We start from the raw sequence: 17,443 nt of genomic DNA, 5'->3' as shown, positions 1-17,443 counted from the left end.
AGCCGTTCAAGGGCAACCTTGGACGGCTTTTTTCTGATTCGCGGTCCGTTGATTCGGCTGGCGTGATTCGGTTTGTGTAACGGCGGGCAGTGCATTACATGGCCGATTATGGACCCGACCCGAATGAACGAGCCGGAAGGCGTGGCAAGCACCGACGAGACGAGGCCGCGGCCCGCGCCGCCGCGCGAGCCGCTGTTCAATCTGCCCGCCGCCGTTGTGGGCGTGATGGCGCTTTGCGTCGGCATCCATCTCGTAAGGACATATTTCCTTACGCCGGATCAGGACTATGACGTTCTGGTTCGCGCCGCCTTCGTTCCGATCCGCTATTCGGGCCAGTATGAGATCGACGTCTGGGCCTTCACCAGCCCGTTCACCTACGCGCTTCTGCATGGCGGGTTCGCCCACTTGATCATCAACATGGTGTGGCTGGCGGCCTTCGGCTCGCCGCTGGAAAACCGCATCGGCGCCACGCGCTTCATTGTCTTCTTCGCGGTGACGGGCCTGGCGGCTGCGGGACTGTTCTACGTCATCCACCCCGACGGGCAGTCGCCGCTGGTGGGTGCTTCCGGCTCGATCTCGGGCATGATGGGGGCTGCGGCGCGCTTTGCCTTCCGGATAGACCGCTCGGCGGGCAAAGCGGCGTTTGCCGGTAGGCCGCTGCCGATGCGCGATGTGTTGCGCTCACGCGGCACCATGACCTTCCTTGCCGTGTGGATGGTCGTCAATCTTGCAACGGGACTGATCGGGCTCGCGCCGGGCGATGAGAGCCAGATCGCCTGGGAGGCCCATATCGGCGGCTTTGCAGCCGGTTTCTTCGGGCTGAGGCTGTTCGAAAAGCGCGCGCAACAGGCCGGTTAGAACTATGTTGCGGCCCCGCGACCGAAGATAGTTCGAGATTGTCGCGGCCCTTGGCCAGGCCCGTTCGCCTGACACTTGAAATGCGAACACGCACAGCGCACCATGCTCCTGCAATCGTGACGTCGGCTGCGGCTCAGCCGGCCAAACGCAGAGGAGGACGCAATGACTGTAAAGGCAATTCTCGACAAAAAGGGCCACGACGTTTTCACGCTCGGCCCGAATGAGAAGCTTTCGGAAGCCATTCGTCTTCTGGCCGAGCATAGGGTCGGTGCACTCGTCATCACCAATGGCGACAACAAGATTGTCGGCATCCTCTCGGAGCGCGATATCGTGCGGGTATTCGCCAAGGAAGGCGCTGGCGCACTCGACCTTGCGGTGCGAACGGCGATGACGCCGAAGGTCAAGATCTGCAACGAGAACCACACGGTCAACGAGCTCATGGAAATCATGACGGCAGGCCGCTTCCGCCATCTGCCGGTGGAAAAGGACGGCCTGCTTTACGGCATCATCTCCATCGGCGACGTGGTCAAGCGCCGCATCGAGGATGTCGAACGCGAGGCGGAAGAGATCAGGGCCTACATCGCCACGGCATAGTGCCGGCTGGGTCGCTTTGGGTGCGCCGGGCGTTCGGCTAACGATGCTCGCCGCGCCCGACTCGTGCCAGCCAGATGACCGGCAACAGCGCGATCAGGATGATCATCAGCGCCGAGATCGAGGCCTCCTCGTAGGTGCCGCGCGCGGCCTCGCCATAGAGGTGAGTGGCGAGCGTTTCGACGTTGAGAGGGCGCAACAGCAAGGTCGCCGGCAGTTCCTTGATGCAATCGACGAAAACGAGCAGGCCGGATGCCGCAAGAGCGGTTTTCGACAAAGGCAGGTGAACGCGCCGCAGCGTTCCCGAGGCCGTTTCGCCAAGCATGCGTGAAACGTCGTCGAGCGATTGCGGGATACGGCTGAGGCCTGCGGCCATTGCGCCTGCCGATATGGCGAGAAACCGGGTCGAATAGGCGTAGAGCAGGGCAGCGCCCGAGCCAAGGAACAGAAGGCCGGTCGAAAAGCCGAACCACGACGAGGCCAGCTGGTCGGCGGTGCGGTCGAAGGCGCCAAGCGCGATCAGAAGGCCGATGGCGACGACGGTTCCGGGCGCGGCGTAGCCTATCGTGGCGAGCCGGTAAAACCATGCCGAGGGTGCGCCGGGATGAAGCCTTGCCGCGTAGGCGGCGGCCGATCCGAGCAAAAGCGTGATGATGGTGGCCGCTGCCGAGAAGATCACGGTGTTGGAAATGTTGGCGAGGAAGCGCACCGGCAGGCCGGCATAGCCAAGGCGCGTATAGGCTTCGACGGCCAGATGTGTTGCTGGTGCAATGAAGCCGACGAAAACGGGAAGCAGGCAAAGGGCAAGAAGCAGAAGGCCCTTGGGCACGGACACGCGCTGGCGTTCGATGCTGCCGCCGGCGCGCTGGGCGTTGGCAGCGAAGCGCTGCTTGCGCCGGGCATATTGTTCTGCCGCGACGATTGCCACCACGACGGCCAAAAGCGCCAGCGCAAGTTGCGACGCGCCGGGCAGGTCCGAGCGGGTGACCCATGTGGTGTAGATGGAAACCGTAAGGGTGCGTACGCCGAGAAATTCCGATGCGCCGATGTCATTCAGCGTTTCCATCAGGGCCAGGCTGACGCCGACGACGATTGCCGGACGGGCGAGCGGCAGGGCGACGCGCCTAAACACGCCGTTTCGCGAGACGCCGAGCGTGCGCGAGACTTCGATCAGGCTGGCCGGCTGGGTCAGGAACATCGCACGGGTGGCGATATAGACGTAGGGGTAAAGCACGAAGCCGAGCAGCAGGATGCAGCCGGTCATGGAGCGGATGTCCGGCAGGCGGAATTCGCGCGGGCTGGAATAGCCGAGCAGCCAGCGCACCGCGCCCTGCACCGGACCGATCGGGTGCAGTATGTCGAGATAGGCGTAGGCGACGATATAGGTCGGCACCGCAAGCGGCAGGAGAAGCGCCCATTCCATGGTGCGCCGGCCGGGAAATTCGTAGGCCGTCACCAGCCACGCTGCCCCTGTGCCCATGCTGGCGACGAGGATGCCGACGCCGGCAAGGAGAATGGCGGTGTCGAGGAAGGCCTTGGGAAGGACGCTGGCCGCAAGATGCGACCACAAACCCTGGGAGCCTTGCACGGCTTCGAACAACAGGGCGAGAAACGGGAGGCAGACCAGCGCAGCCGTCAAGGCGGCAAGCTTCAGCCAGCGGCTTCCTGCCGCCCGCTTCCTGCCTGTCGTCTGGGTTGAAAGCGCCAAGGTCATCGCGAAAAGGGAGCGCCTTGCAGCGCCCCCTTCTTCATTCTGGTCAGTTGTCGAAGCCGACTTTGTCGACCAGTTCGCTGGCCGCCTTGCGGTGGCTGACGATCTCGGCAAGCGGCTTGGAATCGATCTTGAGTTCGCCGAATTCGGCAATGATCGGGTCAGCCGCAACGCCGGCACGGACCGGATACTCGTAGTTGGCTTCCGCGTAGATTTTCTGCGCGTCTTCCGAAACGAGATATTCGAGCAACTGCACGGCTTCGGCCTTGTTCGGGGCGTTCTTGGCAAGGGCCGCGCCCGAAATGTTCACGTGGGTGCCGTCGTCCTTGAAGGTGGGCAGCACGACCTTGATGGCGTCGCCCCACTGCTTCTGCTCGTCGCCGCCTTTGCCCGAGCGCATCAGGCCGACATAGTAGGAATTGGCGATGGCGATGTCGCAGACGCCACCGAGGATATCCTTGGCGCCTTCACGGTCGCCGCCGGCTGCCTTGCGGGCGAGGTTGTCCTTGACGCCGCTGAGCCACTTCTCGGTTTCCTCTGCGCCGTAGTGGGCGAGGTGGTCGGCGAATAGGGCGGTGTTGTAGGGATGCTGGCCCGAGCGGATGCAGATCTTGCCCTTCCACTTGGGATCGGAAAGATCCTCATAGTTGAAGGCAGTCAGATCGACGTCCTTTGCGGCGTAGAGAACGCGGGCGCGCATGGAAAGTGCGACCCAGTGCCCGTTGGCGTCGCGAAGCTGTTCCGGCACGGCACCCTTCAGCGCGTCGGATTCAATCGGCTGGGTGACGCCTTTCTCGACCAGGTCGACGAGATTGCCGGCATCGACAGTCATGAGGATGTCGGCCGGCGAGCTTTCGCCTTCCGAGGCGACGCGCTCGGCGAGCCCGTCCTTGAGGAATACGGTGTTCACGGTGATGCCGGTGGAAGCCTTGAAGGAATCCAGCAGCGGCTGGATCAGGCCCGGTTCACGCGTGGTGTAAATGCTGACTTCGGCAGCCGATGCCATGGAGGCAACCGACACAAACGAAACTGCGGTGAACAACGTCTTGGTTAGCATGGCGTTGCGCATCATCTCTCTCCTGTTTGAGCACCCGGATGCAGCAACATTTATGAGTGTTGAGGTCAAGTTTTTAAATAGGTTGCCGGTGGCGATCACAAAAAGTTTATATCGCCAGACGAGCGTTCAGGCCGCGAATGCCAGAACCCGGCTGGGATCGATGACAACGCTGATGTGGTCACCTTCGGTTGGCTGCGTCGTGCGCATGATGAGCGCGCCGTCGTTTCCCGGCACTGCCAGTTCGATCTGTTCGATCTCGCCGCGAAAGCTGCGGCGCAGGATACTGCCGGCGATTGCCGTCCTGTCGCGCGACGGGGAAATGGCTTGTGGTCGGATGAAGGCGACGGCCGAACTGCCGTCGGCAAGGTCTAGCCGGCAGGGGAAGCGGCCAAGCGCGGTTTCGAGATGTCCGCTGCGGTAGGTGGCGGGCACCTTGTTGAAGGAACAGAAGAACTCTGCCGCATAGCGGTCCACCGGCCTGTCATGCAGCTCACGTCCGGTTCCTGCCTGCACGATCAACCCGCTTTTCATCAGCACGACGCGGTCGCCGCTTGAAAGCGCCTCTTCGGGATCATGGGTGACGATGACGGCGGTGGTGCCGGTCTTGCGCAAAAGGTCGATCGTGTCCTGCCGGATACGGTCGCGCAGGTCTCGGTCGAGGTTTGAAAACGGCTCGTCCATGAGCAGCACGGCGGGCTTGGGCGCCAGTGCGCGGGCAAGCGCGACGCGCTGCTGCTCGCCGCCCGAAAGCATATGCGGATAACGCTTGCCGAGGGCGGAAAGACCGGTGAGGGCGAGCATGTCGGCGACACGCTTTTGAGCCTCCGGCCGTGGCAGGCGGCCCAAGCCGAACAGGATGTTTTCCTCGACGCTCAAATGCGGGAACAAGGCGTAGTCCTGGAAGACGAAGCCGATCTGTCGCTCCTCGGGTTCGACGAAGGTATTCGGCCCGGCAAGTTCGACACCGTCCAGCCGGATCGAGCCACGCTCGGCCCTGTCCAGCCCTGCGATCAGCCTGAGCAGGGAGGATTTGCCGCAGCCCGAGTGCCCTACCAGGCAGATGATTTCTTGCGGTTCGATGGCAAGGTCGAGTGGCCCAAGCGTGAATTCCTCGCTGAAGCGACGGAAAGCGCCTGCGATCTGCAGCATGGGATCGGCGGGCAGGGGTCTGTCCAATGTCGGTCTCCGCACTCGTTCGGTAAGGCCGGGCAGGCCTGGAATGGCAGTTTGCGCTTGTCTCGGCATGTGCTTTGCACTAGCCAAGATTGAAAATCACATCTTTCGTGAAACTCACATTCTTATGTGAATTCCATATCGTCTATAGGCTCTCATGACCATCATCGATACCCGCACGCCTGACGCCAAGCGCCTGATCCCCGGTGCGACCGGAGACTGGGAGGTCGTCATCGGCATGGAAGTGCATGCGCAAGTGACCTCCGAGGCGAAGCTTTTCTCGGGCGCTTCGACATCGTTCGGCGCGGCACCCAATGCCAATGTGTCACTGGTTGATGCGGCGATGCCGGGCATGCTGCCGGTGATCAACGAGGAGTGCGTGCGCCAGGCGATCCGCACCGGCCTTGGCCTGAAGGCGCAGATCAACCACAAGTCGGTTTTCGACCGGAAGAACTACTTTTATCCGGACTTGCCGCAGGGCTACCAGATTTCGCAGTTCAAGCAGCCGATCGTCGGCGAAGGTACCGTGGTTGTCTCGGTTGGGCCGGACAAGAAGGGTGAATTCGAGGATATCGAGGTGGGCGTCGAGCGCCTGCATCTGGAACAGGACGCCGGCAAGTCGATGCACGACCAGCATCCGACCATGTCCTATGTCGACCTGAACCGCTCCGGCGTGGCGCTGATGGAGATCGTGTCGAAGCCGGACATGCGCTCCTCCGACGAGGCCAAGGCGTACCTGACCAAGCTCAGGACCATCGTGCGCTATCTCGGCACTTGCGACGGCAATATGGACGAAGGCTCGATGCGCGCCGACGTCAACGTCTCGGTGCGTAAGCCGGGCGGCGAGTTCGGCACGCGCTGCGAGATCAAGAACGTCAACTCGATCCGCTTCGTGGGACAGGCCATCGAATATGAGGCGCGCCGCCAGATCGCCATTCTGGAAGACGGCGGCAAGATCGACCAGGAAACACGCCTGTTCGACGCGGTGAAGGGCGAGACGCGTTCGATGCGCTCCAAGGAAGAGGCGCACGACTACCGCTATTTCCCCGATCCGGACCTTCTGCCGCTCGAGTTCGACCAGGCCTATGTCGACGACCTCGCCAAGTATCTGCCCGAGCTGCCGGACGACAAGAAGACGCGGCTGGTCGAGAAACTGGGCCTGTCGGCCTATGATGCCTCGATCCTCGTCTCGGAAAAGGCGATTGCCGACTATTTCGAGAAGGTGACTGCCGGTCGCGACGGCAAATCCGCCGCGAACTGGGTCATCAACGACTTGCTGGGCGCGTTGAACAAATCCGGCAAAGACATTGAAGAGACTCCGGTTTCGCCCGACCAGCTTGGCGGCATACTGGACCTCATCAAGGAAGGCATCATTTCCGGCAAGATCGCGAAGGATCTGTTCGAAATCGTCTGGAACGAAGGCGGCGACCCGCGCGCGCTGGTCGAAAGCCGTGGCATGAAGCAGGTCACCGACACCGGCGCCATCGAAAAGGCCGTGGACGAGGTGATCGCCGCCAATCCGGACAAGGTGGAGCAGGCCAAGGCCAAGCCGACCATGGCCGGCTGGTTTGTCGGTCAGGTGATGAAGGCGACCGGCGGCAAGGCCAACCCGCAGGCGGTCAACGATCTGGTGAAGGCCAAGCTCGGCATCGAATGATGTTCGTTCGCACGGCAAGCGAGCGCGACCTGGAAGCGGTGAGAGCGCTTCTGGTCGAGACCTGGCACGCCACCTACGATCCGCTCTATGGAGCAGAAGGCGTTACCGCGATTTCCGAGCGCTGGCATTCTGTCGTGTGGCTGAAGCAGTTGATGCGGCGGCCGCGCTCGGAGTTCATCGTTGCCGATACGGGCTCCGAACTGGCCGGCATGGCTTATGCGGCGATCAAGGAAAGCGACAGCGGGCTGGTCGAGGTGGAGGAGCTTGACGTGCGCCCCTCCATGCAGGGCAAGGGCGTCGGGCGCATGCTGCTTGCCGAACTGGAGGAATCCTTCTGGGATTGCCGGCTGATGCGGCTGGAAGTCGAGGAAAAGAACAGCCGCGCGCTGGATTTTTACCGGGCAGGCGGCTTTGTGGAGCTCCAGCGGCGTCCGGCGACGAGATGGGTCAATGCGACCATCGTGACGCTGGAAAAGCCGCTCGGCTAAGCCTCGGCCGGTATCTCGACATTGTCGATCAGGCGCGTCTTGCCGAGCCATGCGGCGGCGAGGAGACGGCCTTCGCGGCCCGGCTGCCATTCTTTCAAGGTAAGAGCATCCCGCGCCGCAACATAGTCGACGCCCTCGAAACCCGCCTGCTGCAGGGTGCGCCGCGCGCGCACCGTTTCGCCATCGGCGTCGCCATTCTTCGCGATGGCTGCTGCTGTTCCACGCAGGATCTTGTTCAATTGCCGCGCAACGGCGAGGCCGGCCTCATCGAGATAGGCGTTGCGCGACGACATGGCGAGGCCATGCGCATCGCGTACCGTGGGCGCGCCGATGATTTCGACGGGAATGTCGAGGTCGCGGCACAATTGGCGCACGACGCAAAGTTGCTGGTAGTCCTTTTCGCCGAAAACGGCCAGATCCGGTGCGGCTTGCAGGAACAGCTTGGTGACGACGGTGGCGACGCCGTCGAAGAAATGCGGGCGAAAATCGGTTTCAAGGCCGGCGGAGGGGCCGCCGACGGAGACCTTGCTGGCGAAGCCTGCGGGGTACATTTCGGCGGCGGGGGGCGTGAAGGCGAGATGCACGCCGACGTCGGCAAGGCAGGCGAGGTCCTTGGCAAGCTGGCGCGGATATTTGTCGAGGTCTTCGGTCGGCGCGAACTGGGTCGGGTTGACGAAGATCGAAACGACGCAACGGTCCGCCTTTTCCAGCGCCAGCTTCATCAGCGACATATGGCCGTCGTGCAGCGCGCCCATCGTCGGCACCATGCCGACGCTCAGTCCCTCGCGTTTCCAGGCCCGCACCGTGGCGCGAAGATCGGTGACGGTCTCGGCGATAGCGGGCTGCGGCATCGTCAGGATTTGTCCTTCGGCTTGAAGACGTGTTCGGCGGTCGGGAATGTCCGCGCCTTGACCTCGGCGGCGTAGCTCATCGCGGCACGGGAAACCTCGGTGCGCAGCTCGGCATATTCCTTCACGAACTTGGGCACGCGGTCTACGGTAAGCCCGATGGCGTCGTCGATCACCAGCACTTGCCCATCGCACCGCGCGCTCGCGCCGATGCCGATGGTGGGGATCGTGAGACGTCTGGTGATTTCGGCGGCGACCGGCTCCATGGTTCCCTCGATGACCACGGAAAACGCGCCGGCCTTTTCGACCGCATCGGCATCCGCAAGCAGGCGCTTGATGCTTTCGTCGGTGCCGCCCTTGATCTTGTAGCCCCCGTCCTTGACCACGGATTGTGGCTGCAGGCCGATATGGGCCATGACTGGGATTCCATCGGCTACGATGGCCGCGATCTGGCCGGCAACATCGGTGCCGCCTTCCAGCTTCACCGCGTGGCAGCCGGTCTCCTCGAAGATGCGCCGAGCCGAGGCGAGCGCCTTGGCAACCGAAGCCTCGTAGCTGCCCGCCGGCATGTCGACGACGACGCAGGCATTGCGTGCGCCGCGCATGACCGCCTGGCCGTGCAGGATCATCATATCGATGGTTGCGCCGAGCGTGGTCTGGTGGCCGTGCAGGACCATGGCGACGCTGTCGCCGACAAGCAAAAGGTCGACATGCGGATCGAGCAGGCTGGCGATGGGGTAGGTGTAGGCGGTGAGGCATACGATAGGGTCGCCACCCTTGCGCCGCCGGATGGCGTCGGTCGATGCTCGTGCGTCGGCGGACATGGCAGATGCCAACTATGCCTCCCAGCCGGCGTTAGCCGGACAGCCTCAATGCTGGCGGAGCATTAGAAACTTCAAAAGTGATTGGCAAGGCGCATCCTGTCACGGCCATGGCAGCAAAATGCTTGCCAAGGTCTGGTCCTGCAGCCATAAGCAGCACAGCAGGCAGTTGCCCCGCGAGGACTTGAATGAAGACGTTCCTTCTGCAGCTTTTCACCTGGTGGAACAGCCAGACCCTCAACACGCGCTTCCACACCTGGCGGCATGGCAAGCGGGTGGGCGAGGACGAGTTCGGCAACGTCTACTATGAAGGCGGCACCACTTCGGAAGGCTTCACGCGCCGCTGGGTGATCTACAAGAATTACTCCGAAGCTTCGTCCATCCCGCCGGGCTGGCATGGCTGGATCCATCATCGCTCGGATGTGCCGCCGACCAAGGAAAACTACAAGCCGCGCGAATGGCAAAAGCCGCACGAGCCGAATCTTACCGGCAGCGCCGCCGCCTATCGTCCGAAGGGCTCCATCCTGGGTGTGCAGCATCGCCCGCAAGTGACGGGCGATTACGATGCCTGGACGCCCGGTTCCTGACAAACGTCATTTCATCACGGCATTTCTTGCCACATTTGGCATTTAGCTGGTTGCCTGACTTTCAACGGCGACTAGCTTTGGCGATGGCGAATCATCGCGGGCGCAACCTTCGGTATTTCTCATGAGGATTTTCAGCCCACTCTCGACTGGCGCAGCCGCCGCTGCAGTTCTTGCCATGTCGGCAGGCGCTGCAGTTGCGCAGGAGCCCCCTGCGGCTCCGCAGGAAAAGCCCGCCGTCGAGCGGGTGAAGAACCCCGTGGCCGAGTTTGCCGGGCTGGACAAGATCACCGGCCGCATCATCAGTTTCGACGTCTACATCAATGAGACGGTGCAGTTCGGCGCGCTGCAGGTGACGCCGCGCGTCTGCTACTCGCGCCCGGAAGCCGAAGCGCCGAAAACCGATTCGTTCGTCGAGGTGGACGAGATCACGCTCGACCGCAAGATCCGGCGCATCTTCACCGGCTGGATGTTCGCCGAAAGCCCCGGCCTCAACGCCGTCGAGCACGCCGTCTATGACGTGTGGCTGAAAGGCTGCAAGCAGAAGTCGGACGTGCCGGCCCCGGACACCGCCAAGACGAACTGAGGCCTTCCGGTATAGGTTCCGTGCCTTCGGCTGAAGGTGATTGTGTCAGCGTACTTCTAATCGCGCCTTGAGCTGAGCGGCTTGTGTTTCGCTCACCTTTAACAAGGTTTCACAACACATTCCGGCGCATTCACTATTTCGCCACAACCGGTTTACATCGCATTGATATAATTGGGCTTCTCATCTGCGGAGGGGCGGTTCAATGGCAATTGCGCAAATGAACTGGGGCCGGATGAAATATCCTGCCGACGATCCGCGATTGACGGAATTTCTGAACAGCCTTCAAGAGGTCTATCGCCTCGCAGAGATCCACCGGGGTTTTCTGTGGCGGATCCCTGACGAGACAATCGCTTCGCAGCTCAAGGCGTCTGGCTTTGACAATCGCATTTCGGCGACCGTTTCTCTTTGGAGGAGTTTGGACGACCTCCAGGACTATACGTTCCAGTCGCTTCATGGCGTTTACCTGAAGCGGACATCGGAATGGTTCGAACCCGTCGAGGGTCCGCAATTGGTCGTCTGGGACGTTGATGAAAATGCCCGGCCCAGCTTCTTCGAAGCGTGGGAGCGGCTTCAGAATCTCAAACAAAATGGACCGTCAGAGCGCGGGTACGGCTGGAAAAGGTAGTGATAGCCGAGCTGCGGCTTTCAAAGACCGCCTGAATTCCGTCCATATGCCTCGGCGGCCGTTGATGGTTCTGAGCGCCTTAAAATCATATCCTTGGCGGCTATCAGCGCTCCGGCGATGATGAGCGCGCAGGCAAGCGCGACCGACCAATGGTAGGCACCGTAGCCAGCCAGCAAAAGCACGATGACCGAGAATAGCGGAGCCGCGTAGGAGAGTGCACCCAGCACCATGATGTCGCCGTGCTTGCAGCCCCAGTCCCAAGCGTAGAATCCAGCTCCAAGCGGGATTGTTCCCAATACGACGATTGCCGCCCACTGGATAGAAGTTTGCGGCATGACCGTGGTTTCGAGGCAAAGGTGAAGGATGCAGGCGACGACGGCGGTAATCAGACAGTAGCCTGCGACCACGTCGGTCGGGACTGCACCAAAGCGGCGGGACAGGACCGAATAGCCGGACCAGATGAAAGCGCAGAACAGCGCGATCGGGTGTCCCGGCTTGATGCCATCCGCAAGCCCAACATTGCCGCCCTTGGTAATGACGATGACGGCGCCGGCAAGTCCGAGCGCCACGCCAACAATATGGTGGAGGCGTAGCCGTTCGCCGGGCAGGAAGGCAGCAAAAACGACGATCAAAAGGGGCCAGAGATAGGCGATCAGGCTGGCTTCCACGGGCGGCGCGGACTGGATCGCAAAGAAATAGGCGCAATGGTAGATGCACAAGCCCGCCACGCCGAGCGCCCAGACCTGCCAGGGTTGCCGCAGCGTCCTGATTGCCTGCGGCCGGAAAAGCCAGCTCGCGGCACCAGTCAGTCCGCCGAGGGAAAAGGTCATCGCCGCCAGTTGGAAAGGCGGGATCGGTCCGGCCGCCGTCGACAACAAGGCAAGAAAAGACCAGGTCAGGATCGCGGCAAAGCCGATCAAGGTGGAGAAGGATTTCGTCATCGGACCTGCGGCATTGAACGTGCCGATGCCTTTGCCATGCGACCCAAGGCGGCGCTTTCTGCCTGGGACTACCTTTTGTTGCAGGAGCGACATCAACCCGGAGGCAAGGCTATGCCGCAAGATCAAGCCCGGTTGGCGCTTCAGATCAGCAACAGCCCCTTCATCGATGCATGGCCCTTCTTGCCGATGATGATGTGGTCGTGCACGGCGATGCCGAGGCGCTTGCCGCTTTCGACGATCTCCTTGGTCATGTCTATGTCGGCGCGGGATGGCGTCGGGTCACCCGACGGGTGGTTGTGGACCAGAATGATGGCCGTGGCGGACAGTTCCAGCGCCCGCCTGATGACTTCGCGCGGATAGACCGGCGTATGATCGACCGTGCCGGTCTGCTGGACCTCGTCGGCGATGATGGCGTTCTTCTTGTCCAGGAACAGGATGCGGAACTGTTCGCGCTCCTCGAACGCCATTGCCGTCTTGCAGTAGGCGAGCACCTGCGTCCATGAGGACAGGACCTCGCGGCCCTTCAAATCGCTGAGCACCATGCGCTGCGCGGCGGCTGCAATGATCTTCAGGTCGAGCGCCACCGCAGGACCGATGCCCTTGACCTCCTGCAGAAGGTTGACCGGTGCGCCAAGCACCTCGGCAAGCGTGCCGAAGCGGGCAAGCAGCGCCTTGGCGATCGGCTTGGTGTCCGAGCGCGGGATCAGCCGGAACAGCAACAGTTCGAGCAGTTCGTAATCGGGCAGGGCACTATGGCCGGCACTGACGAAACGCTCGCGCAACCTGTCGCGGTGGCCAAGATAGTGCGGCTTTTCCTCAACCGCCTTCGCTTTGCCAAGCGGCATTGCTGGCTGTTCCGCGAGGAAGCCGCGCGCATCGTCGTGATTGTCGTCCATACGCCCCCGCATAGAACAATGCATGGCGGAATCGCCGCCCGACCAAGGATACTATGCCGGCAGGCCGGGGCGATCGAGACCTTTGGGGGACAGCGTGAAGATTTCGCATCCGGTCTCGGTAACACCGATTGTGTGTTCATACTGCGCCGACAGCGAGCGGTCGCGCGTCACGGCCGTCCAGCCGTCAGACAGCACTTTCACATGGGCGCGCCCGAGATTGATCATCGGCTCGACCGTGAAGATCATGCCGGCGCGCATTTCCACGCCCTCGCTGGAATTGCCGTAGTGGAGGATGTTCGGCGCGTCGTGGAAAAGCTGGCCGACGCCGTGGCCGCAGAAGTCGCGCACGACGGAGCAGCGTTCACCTTCGGCAAAGCTCTGGATGGCGGCGCCAATGGCGCCGGTGCGCACGCCGGGCTTGATCACGGCTATGCCGCGCATCAGGCATTCATGCGTGACTTCCAACAGGCGCTCGGCGGCGCGCTTGATCTGGCCGACCGGGTACATGCGGCTGGAATCGCCGTGCCAGCCGTCAAGAATGTAGGTGACGTCGATGTTGACGACATCGCCATCGCGCAGCGGCTTGTCGTCGGGAATGCCGTGGCAGACGACATGGTTGATCGAAGTGCACGACGACTTGGTGTAGCCGCGATAATTAAGCGTGGCCGGAATGGCGCCGTGATCCATGCCGAATTCGAACACGAAGCGGTCGATGGCATTGGTGGTGACGCCTGGATGGACCCTCTCCACAAGTTCGTCGAGGCAGCGCGCGGTAAGGTCGCAGGCCTTGCGCATCCCGGCGAAGCCTTCCGCACCATAGAGGCGGATCTGGCCGGTGTTTCTTAACGGTGCGGTTTCGGCGTCGAGATAGGTAATCATGGGCTTCGGGCGAAAGGGTGGGCGGCAATTGCCTCATCATGTGACACCGATTGCGCCCTTCTTCAACCTTTCGTGTAGGTAGAATTCGCCAAAAGCGCAGCTTTCACCGCCGGGTGGTTTGGTCCAAACCGCATTGGTGACACAATTGCGCGGCACAGCAGGTGAACGCGCAACATCGATCTTCGGCCAACATCTAGGGCCTTTCGCGCATAAAATTCGAAGAGGCATGGAATGCATAAGCTGCAATTCGCGGTGCCGGTTCGTATTTCGCCATCCGTGGGTGAACCCGTGGAGGAAATCTACAGTGTCGAGCAGGCGCTGGATTTCCTGCAAGGCTGGCCGGTGGGACGGCAGGGACCGATTTACCAGTTGGCGTTCGACGCCTGCTTTGGAGCCAGCGTGGATATCGCTTCGACAGAAGAAGCCTGCAAGGCATTCACAGCTTTTTGCAGGGTCAGCGGCCTGCTGGCCAAGGACATGATGCTGCCGGAAACAGGCACCCAAGGCATCGCAACGCGCCTGAACTAGGCATCGTTCGGGGCCGTGAACACGGCCTCGGCGGTTTGTGTTAAAATCGATAAAAATTTAATAAAAACAATATCTTATTTAAGATTTATCCTCCTGTTTATATTAATTTTCCGGCGATCAGAATCACCAAGTTTCGCTTCCAACCAGTGTTGGAAAGCAGCGAACGGTGCGCGAGAAGCGATTCAGTCTCATGTTGGAGCCTACGGACCTCTGGGCCGTATGGGATTCCCTCGAGGAGACGCCGGCGGTGTTCGGCGATCGGGTGCTCGCGGGCATGAACGAGGCCGAGGCGCTGTCGGCCTGTGACGTGCTGAACGGCATCCACGAGCATCGCCGCTGGCCCCGCACCAGCGGCTATGTACCCGAAGCGTTCAGAAGGCCGCCGCCACCCCCGCCGCCGCCGGTTCGGCGGCCACCGCCGGAGAGGGTGCGTCTCGAAGTTGCGCTGGAGCCGGAAGTGATCGCCAAGTTCATGGCGATCGGCCCTGGCTGGCAGGCGCGCATGAACGACGTGTTGAAAGAGGCGAAGATATAGGCTGTCCTACTTTACTTGAGGTAAATTAAGTTGCTTTCCATTATCGTTTGGCTACTCTTGCCGCAGGCGTTCGTGCCTCAGCATGACAACGGGAGAGCCTTATCATGTCACGCAAGACTATCCTCAAGTTCGGCAAGGTGGAGAATGCCGATCCCAATGACCTGCCCGGCTGGAAGGTTATCGAGGGAAAGCCGACGATGAAGACAGCCGTCCAGCACACCACTGCGGACGGCAAGGTGCTTTCGGGAACCTGGCAGGCTACGCCCGGCACCTATCACGCCACCTATACGGATTATGAATTCGTGCACATGATCTCGGGCCGCATCATCATCACGCCCGACGGCGGCGAGGCGGTCGAAGTGGGGCCGGGCGACGCTTTCGTGGTGGAAGCCGATTTCAAGGGCACCTGGAAAATCATCGAGCCGGTGACGAAACACTTCGTCGTCGCGCTGGGCTGAAGCCCATCTGCCTGATGCAGGGAGCCATGGGGCCGGCGTCGTTGTGGCCCCGTGGCGCTTGCAGGTCTGTTGAACTTTAGCTTCATAAGCGTCGGCGCGTTTGCAATTTCCGCGCCGTCAGGATATGGCTAAATCATTCGAAACAGTGGCGTTTCCAAGTTGAGCTGTGCAGCAGGTGTGCGCAGCTTGTGAAAGGCTACGCCGACTTGGAACCGCATGATGGATGGCGTGTTTTCTCATGGTCGGTAATTCCTGGCGCATCGGTGCTCTGTTTTCTCGCAGCGGCGTAACGGCTGCGGCGGAAATCGCCGAGGCCAATGGAACACTGCTTGCGACCGAGGAAATCAACGCATCCGGTGGCGTTCTGGGCCGGCCGCTGGAGCCCGTTTTCCACGATCCCGGCTGTTCGGCGGAGCAGTATCGCGATCTGGCCGTGCGCCTGCTCACCAAGGAAAACATCAAGACGATCTTCGGCTGCTACATGTCCACGGCCCGCAAATCGGTTCTGCCCGAGATCGAAGCCTATCGGGGCCTTCTGTTTTACCCGACCTTCTACGAAGGCTTCGAGTATTCCAAGCGCTGCTTCTACACGGGCTCGTCCTCGAACCAGAACGCCGTGCAGCTCGCTCGCTACCTGATCGAGAACTTCGGCACCAGGATCCTTCTGGTCGGCTCCAACTACGTCTTTCCATACGAATACAATCGCGTCGTGACCGATCTGGTGGTGCGGGCAAACAGCAGCATCGTCGCCGAGCTTTATGTGCCGGTCGATCCGGTGCGCAAGGACTTCGACCGTGTCATCAAGCAGATACGAAACCTGAAGCCGGATGTTGTCGTCTCGACCGTCGTCGGGACCGGCGCGATCATGCTCTACGAGGCCTACAAGGAAGCGGGCTTCGATTCGAGCGTCGTGCCGATCGCCAGCCTGACGACGACCGAAGCAGAAGTGGCGCAGATGTCGCCGGAAGTCGTCGCGGGGCATCTGACTTCGGCGTCGTTTTTCGAGACGCTCGACACGCCTCAGGCGAAAAAGTTCGTCTCCGCCTTCAAGAAACGCTTTGGCGCCGATGCGCCGGTGACCGCAAGCGCCGAGGCTGCCTATTTCCAGGTGCATTTGTACGCCAAGGCGTTGGCTTTGGCGGGTACGGACGACCCGGACGCCATCGCCGCGCGTTTGCCCGGCCTTGAGTTCGATGCGCCGCAAGGTCCGGTCCGGATCGATCCCGACAACCATCACACCGAACTGTGGTCGAGCATCGGGCGCATCAACGATGCGGGGAAATTCGACATAGTGTGGCGGTCGGAGACGCGGATCAAACCGGACCCGTATTTCGTGACGACATCGCTGAATGATTGGAAAGTATCGCATCACCGGCCAAGACTACAAGCTTAGCGGGCTCAGACGTTGCCAACGAAGATACTTGAAGATCTGAAGGGCCTGCATGTGCAGGTCATCCACCCGCCCGACAAGGAGGGGGTGGCGCTCGTCGAGCATCTTCGCCGTATCGGCTGCAACTGCGAGACGACATGGCCGCTTCCCGCGACCATCAGCCCTGCCGCCGCGGTGGTGCTGATTTCGATCGAACGCGAAAATCGCGAAAAGATACTGCGGCTGTTCCGCAGCAGCCAGCCCACCGATCCGGCCCTTCTCGCGGTGGTGACCTTTGAAGACCCCAGCACCTTGCAGCTGGTGCTTGAGTGCGGGGCGCTGGCGGTGATCGAGCGGCCCATCCGACCGTTCGGATTGTTGACCAATTTGACCATTGCCCGTTCGCTGTGGCTGGAGCGACGGGATTCCAGCAAGCGGATCCGCAAGCTCGAACGCAAGCTTGCCGGCAACAACCGCACCCTCAAGGCGAAGAACATTCTGATGGAAACGCAAGGCCTTAGCGAGCAGGAAGCCTATGAGAGCATCCGCAAGCAGGCGATGGCCAAGCGCATATCAATGGACGAGCTGGCGGCCGCGATAATTAATGCGCATGAGCTCTTGACGTTCAAGGATTTGCGTGAATAGATGAAACAGAATTGATGTACAGTGAAATTGTACATCTCGCTGGTGCTGGACAATGATGTCGGCACCAACAGGCTGGGTAGCCCGCAAGTCCCTGTGAAGGGATCGGCGGGTTTTTTGCTTTTTGGCGGCGGCGACAGAGGCGTTACTGCCGCAATGTTGGGCCGGGCCCGTTTGGCGCTGAAGATCTGTTGAG

General features: G+C 61.3%; 20 protein-coding genes. 12 read left to right on the top strand and 8 right to left on the bottom strand.

Annotated elements, in window-relative coordinates:
* Positions 1-123: 123 nt before the first annotated feature.
* Both ASD50_RS02950 and ASD50_RS02945 read left to right on the top strand, forming a co-directional pair.
* A complete protein-coding gene (locus tag ASD50_RS02950; RefSeq protein WP_056236147.1) occupies positions 124-858 on the top strand; it encodes a rhomboid family intramembrane serine protease in 735 nt (244 codons plus the stop codon).
* A 162-nt stretch (positions 859-1,020) separates the two neighbouring features.
* Positions 1,021-1,452, top strand: coding sequence for a CBS domain-containing protein (locus ASD50_RS02945; protein ID WP_056235873.1), 432 nt, complete (start codon positions 1,021-1,023; stop codon positions 1,450-1,452).
* Positions 1,453-1,489: 37 nt separating this feature from the next.
* On the opposite strand, the gene ASD50_RS02940 is transcribed toward ASD50_RS02945, so the two are convergent.
* The 3 genes from ASD50_RS02940 to ASD50_RS02930 all read right to left on the bottom strand — a co-directional run bounded on the left by ASD50_RS02940 (position 1,490) and on the right by ASD50_RS02930 (position 5,381).
* Positions 1,490-3,163, bottom strand: a complete 1,674-nt coding sequence (locus tag ASD50_RS02940; protein WP_056235870.1) for an ABC transporter permease — start codon at positions 3,161-3,163, stop codon at positions 1,490-1,492.
* A 43-nt stretch (positions 3,164-3,206) separates the two neighbouring features.
* Positions 3,207-4,217, bottom strand: coding sequence for an extracellular solute-binding protein (locus tag ASD50_RS02935; protein ID WP_156464919.1), 1,011 nt, complete (start codon positions 4,215-4,217; stop codon positions 3,207-3,209).
* A 126-nt stretch (positions 4,218-4,343) separates the two neighbouring features.
* Positions 4,344-5,381: an ABC transporter ATP-binding protein gene (locus tag ASD50_RS02930; RefSeq protein WP_413813870.1), complete on the bottom strand. Its 1,038-nt coding sequence runs from the start codon at positions 5,379-5,381 to the stop codon at positions 4,344-4,346.
* Positions 5,382-5,547: 166 nt separating this feature from the next.
* Here ASD50_RS02930 and gatB point away from each other — a divergent pair, with 166 nt between their 5' ends.
* Both gatB and ASD50_RS02920 read left to right on the top strand, forming a co-directional pair.
* Positions 5,548-7,047: an Asp-tRNA(Asn)/Glu-tRNA(Gln) amidotransferase subunit GatB gene (gatB, locus tag ASD50_RS02925; protein ID WP_056235861.1), complete on the top strand. Its 1,500-nt coding sequence runs from the start codon at positions 5,548-5,550 to the stop codon at positions 7,045-7,047.
* Complete coding sequence (locus ASD50_RS02920) at positions 7,044-7,535, top strand: GNAT family N-acetyltransferase (protein WP_056235858.1); 492 nt, start codon at positions 7,044-7,046, stop codon at positions 7,533-7,535. Before gatB ends, ASD50_RS02920 begins: the two co-directional genes overlap by 4 nt.
* Here ASD50_RS02920 and panC read toward each other — a convergent pair.
* Positions 7,532-8,386: a pantoate--beta-alanine ligase gene (gene panC / locus ASD50_RS02915; protein ID WP_056235855.1), complete on the bottom strand. Its 855-nt coding sequence runs from the start codon at positions 8,384-8,386 to the stop codon at positions 7,532-7,534. The genes ASD50_RS02920 and panC overlap by 4 nt on opposite strands.
* Before the next feature lie 2 nt (positions 8,387-8,388).
* A complete protein-coding gene (gene panB / locus ASD50_RS02910) occupies positions 8,389-9,207 on the bottom strand; it encodes a 3-methyl-2-oxobutanoate hydroxymethyltransferase (RefSeq protein ID WP_056235852.1) in 819 nt (272 codons plus the stop codon).
* A gap of 185 nt (positions 9,208-9,392) precedes the next feature.
* Between panB and ASD50_RS02905 the strand changes: the two genes are divergently transcribed.
* From ASD50_RS02905 to ASD50_RS02895, 3 genes are all read left to right on the top strand, one after another.
* Complete coding sequence (locus tag ASD50_RS02905) at positions 9,393-9,791, top strand: NADH:ubiquinone oxidoreductase subunit NDUFA12 (protein WP_056235847.1); 399 nt, start codon at positions 9,393-9,395, stop codon at positions 9,789-9,791.
* 121 nt (positions 9,792-9,912) lie between these two features.
* The gene (locus ASD50_RS02900) at positions 9,913-10,374 is read left to right on the top strand and encodes a DUF2155 domain-containing protein (RefSeq protein ID WP_056235844.1); all 462 of its coding nucleotides are present in this window, start codon (positions 9,913-9,915) and stop codon (positions 10,372-10,374) included.
* Positions 10,375-10,576: 202 nt separating this feature from the next.
* The gene (locus ASD50_RS02895) at positions 10,577-10,999 is read left to right on the top strand and encodes a DUF3291 domain-containing protein (RefSeq protein WP_056235841.1); all 423 of its coding nucleotides are present in this window, start codon (positions 10,577-10,579) and stop codon (positions 10,997-10,999) included.
* A gap of 20 nt (positions 11,000-11,019) precedes the next feature.
* Here the strand turns inward: ASD50_RS02895 and ASD50_RS02890 are convergent, their stop codons facing one another.
* The 3 genes from ASD50_RS02890 to map all read right to left on the bottom strand — a co-directional run bounded on the left by ASD50_RS02890 (position 11,020) and on the right by map (position 13,715).
* On the bottom strand, positions 11,020-11,940 hold the full coding sequence (locus ASD50_RS02890; protein ID WP_056236144.1) for a DMT family transporter: 921 nt from the start codon (positions 11,938-11,940) through the stop codon (positions 11,020-11,022).
* Between the two features lie 140 nt (positions 11,941-12,080).
* On the bottom strand, positions 12,081-12,836 hold the full coding sequence (gene radC, locus ASD50_RS02885; protein WP_056235837.1) for a RadC family protein: 756 nt from the start codon (positions 12,834-12,836) through the stop codon (positions 12,081-12,083).
* Positions 12,837-12,887: 51 nt separating this feature from the next.
* The gene (gene map / locus ASD50_RS02880; protein ID WP_056235833.1) at positions 12,888-13,715 is read right to left on the bottom strand and encodes a type I methionyl aminopeptidase; all 828 of its coding nucleotides are present in this window, start codon (positions 13,713-13,715) and stop codon (positions 12,888-12,890) included.
* A 231-nt stretch (positions 13,716-13,946) separates the two neighbouring features.
* Here map and ASD50_RS02875 point away from each other — a divergent pair, with 231 nt between their 5' ends.
* From ASD50_RS02875 to ASD50_RS02855, 5 genes are all read left to right on the top strand, one after another.
* Positions 13,947-14,243 carry a DUF982 domain-containing protein gene (locus ASD50_RS02875; RefSeq protein WP_056235830.1) on the top strand — a complete coding sequence of 99 codons (297 nt, stop codon included), beginning with the start codon at positions 13,947-13,949 and terminating at the stop codon, positions 14,241-14,243.
* A 166-nt stretch (positions 14,244-14,409) separates the two neighbouring features.
* Positions 14,410-14,778, top strand: coding sequence for a BrnA antitoxin family protein (locus tag ASD50_RS02870; RefSeq protein WP_156464913.1), 369 nt, complete (start codon positions 14,410-14,412; stop codon positions 14,776-14,778).
* A gap of 104 nt (positions 14,779-14,882) precedes the next feature.
* Positions 14,883-15,236 (top strand): cupin domain-containing protein, encoded by a 354-nt coding sequence (locus tag ASD50_RS02865; protein ID WP_056235823.1) that lies wholly within the window; start codon positions 14,883-14,885, stop codon positions 15,234-15,236.
* A 223-nt stretch (positions 15,237-15,459) separates the two neighbouring features.
* Complete coding sequence (locus ASD50_RS02860; RefSeq protein WP_156464912.1) at positions 15,460-16,629, top strand: transporter substrate-binding domain-containing protein; 1,170 nt, start codon at positions 15,460-15,462, stop codon at positions 16,627-16,629.
* A gap of 12 nt (positions 16,630-16,641) precedes the next feature.
* Positions 16,642-17,250 carry an ANTAR domain-containing response regulator gene (locus ASD50_RS02855; RefSeq protein ID WP_056235816.1) on the top strand — a complete coding sequence of 203 codons (609 nt, stop codon included), beginning with the start codon at positions 16,642-16,644 and terminating at the stop codon, positions 17,248-17,250.
* Positions 17,251-17,443: the final 193 nt, after the last annotated feature.

The organism is Mesorhizobium sp. Root552, assembly GCF_001427285.1.
Lineage (GTDB): Bacteria > Pseudomonadota > Alphaproteobacteria > Rhizobiales > Rhizobiaceae > Mesorhizobium.
The sequence above is the reverse complement of the archived record's forward strand: the minus strand, read 5'-3'. Positions and strand labels throughout refer to the sequence as shown.

Bases quoted from the DNA above. Each gene is read 5' to 3' on its own strand.
- map (WP_056235833.1), bottom strand. From the start codon at position 13,715: ATGATTACCTATCTCGACGCCGAAACCGCACCGTTAAGAAACACCGGC.
- ASD50_RS02905 (WP_056235847.1), top strand. From the start codon at position 9,393: ATGAAGACGTTCCTTCTGCAGCTTTTCACCTGGTGGAACAGCCAGACC.
- panB (WP_056235852.1), bottom strand. From the start codon at position 9,207: ATGTCCGCCGACGCACGAGCATCGACCGACGCCATCCGGCGGCGCAAG.
- ASD50_RS02935 (WP_156464919.1), bottom strand. From the start codon at position 4,217: ATGCTAACCAAGACGTTGTTCACCGCAGTTTCGTTTGTGTCGGTTGCC.
- ASD50_RS02950 (WP_056236147.1), top strand. From the start codon at position 124: ATGAACGAGCCGGAAGGCGTGGCAAGCACCGACGAGACGAGGCCGCGG.
- ASD50_RS02900 (WP_056235844.1), top strand. From the start codon at position 9,913: ATGAGGATTTTCAGCCCACTCTCGACTGGCGCAGCCGCCGCTGCAGTT.
- radC (WP_056235837.1), bottom strand. From the start codon at position 12,836: ATGGACGACAATCACGACGATGCGCGCGGCTTCCTCGCGGAACAGCCA.
- ASD50_RS02890 (WP_056236144.1), bottom strand. From the start codon at position 11,940: ATGACGAAATCCTTCTCCACCTTGATCGGCTTTGCCGCGATCCTGACC.
- ASD50_RS02875 (WP_056235830.1), top strand. From the start codon at position 13,947: ATGCATAAGCTGCAATTCGCGGTGCCGGTTCGTATTTCGCCATCCGTG.
- ASD50_RS02860 (WP_156464912.1), top strand. From the start codon at position 15,460: ATGGCGTGTTTTCTCATGGTCGGTAATTCCTGGCGCATCGGTGCTCTG.
- ASD50_RS02940 (WP_056235870.1), bottom strand. From the start codon at position 3,163: ATGACCTTGGCGCTTTCAACCCAGACGACAGGCAGGAAGCGGGCGGCA.
- ASD50_RS02945 (WP_056235873.1), top strand. From the start codon at position 1,021: ATGACTGTAAAGGCAATTCTCGACAAAAAGGGCCACGACGTTTTCACG.
- ASD50_RS02865 (WP_056235823.1), top strand. From the start codon at position 14,883: ATGTCACGCAAGACTATCCTCAAGTTCGGCAAGGTGGAGAATGCCGAT.
- panC (WP_056235855.1), bottom strand. From the start codon at position 8,386: ATGCCGCAGCCCGCTATCGCCGAGACCGTCACCGATCTTCGCGCCACG.
- ASD50_RS02920 (WP_056235858.1), top strand. From the start codon at position 7,044: ATGATGTTCGTTCGCACGGCAAGCGAGCGCGACCTGGAAGCGGTGAGA.
- gatB (WP_056235861.1), top strand. From the start codon at position 5,548: ATGACCATCATCGATACCCGCACGCCTGACGCCAAGCGCCTGATCCCC.
- ASD50_RS02895 (WP_056235841.1), top strand. From the start codon at position 10,577: ATGGCAATTGCGCAAATGAACTGGGGCCGGATGAAATATCCTGCCGAC.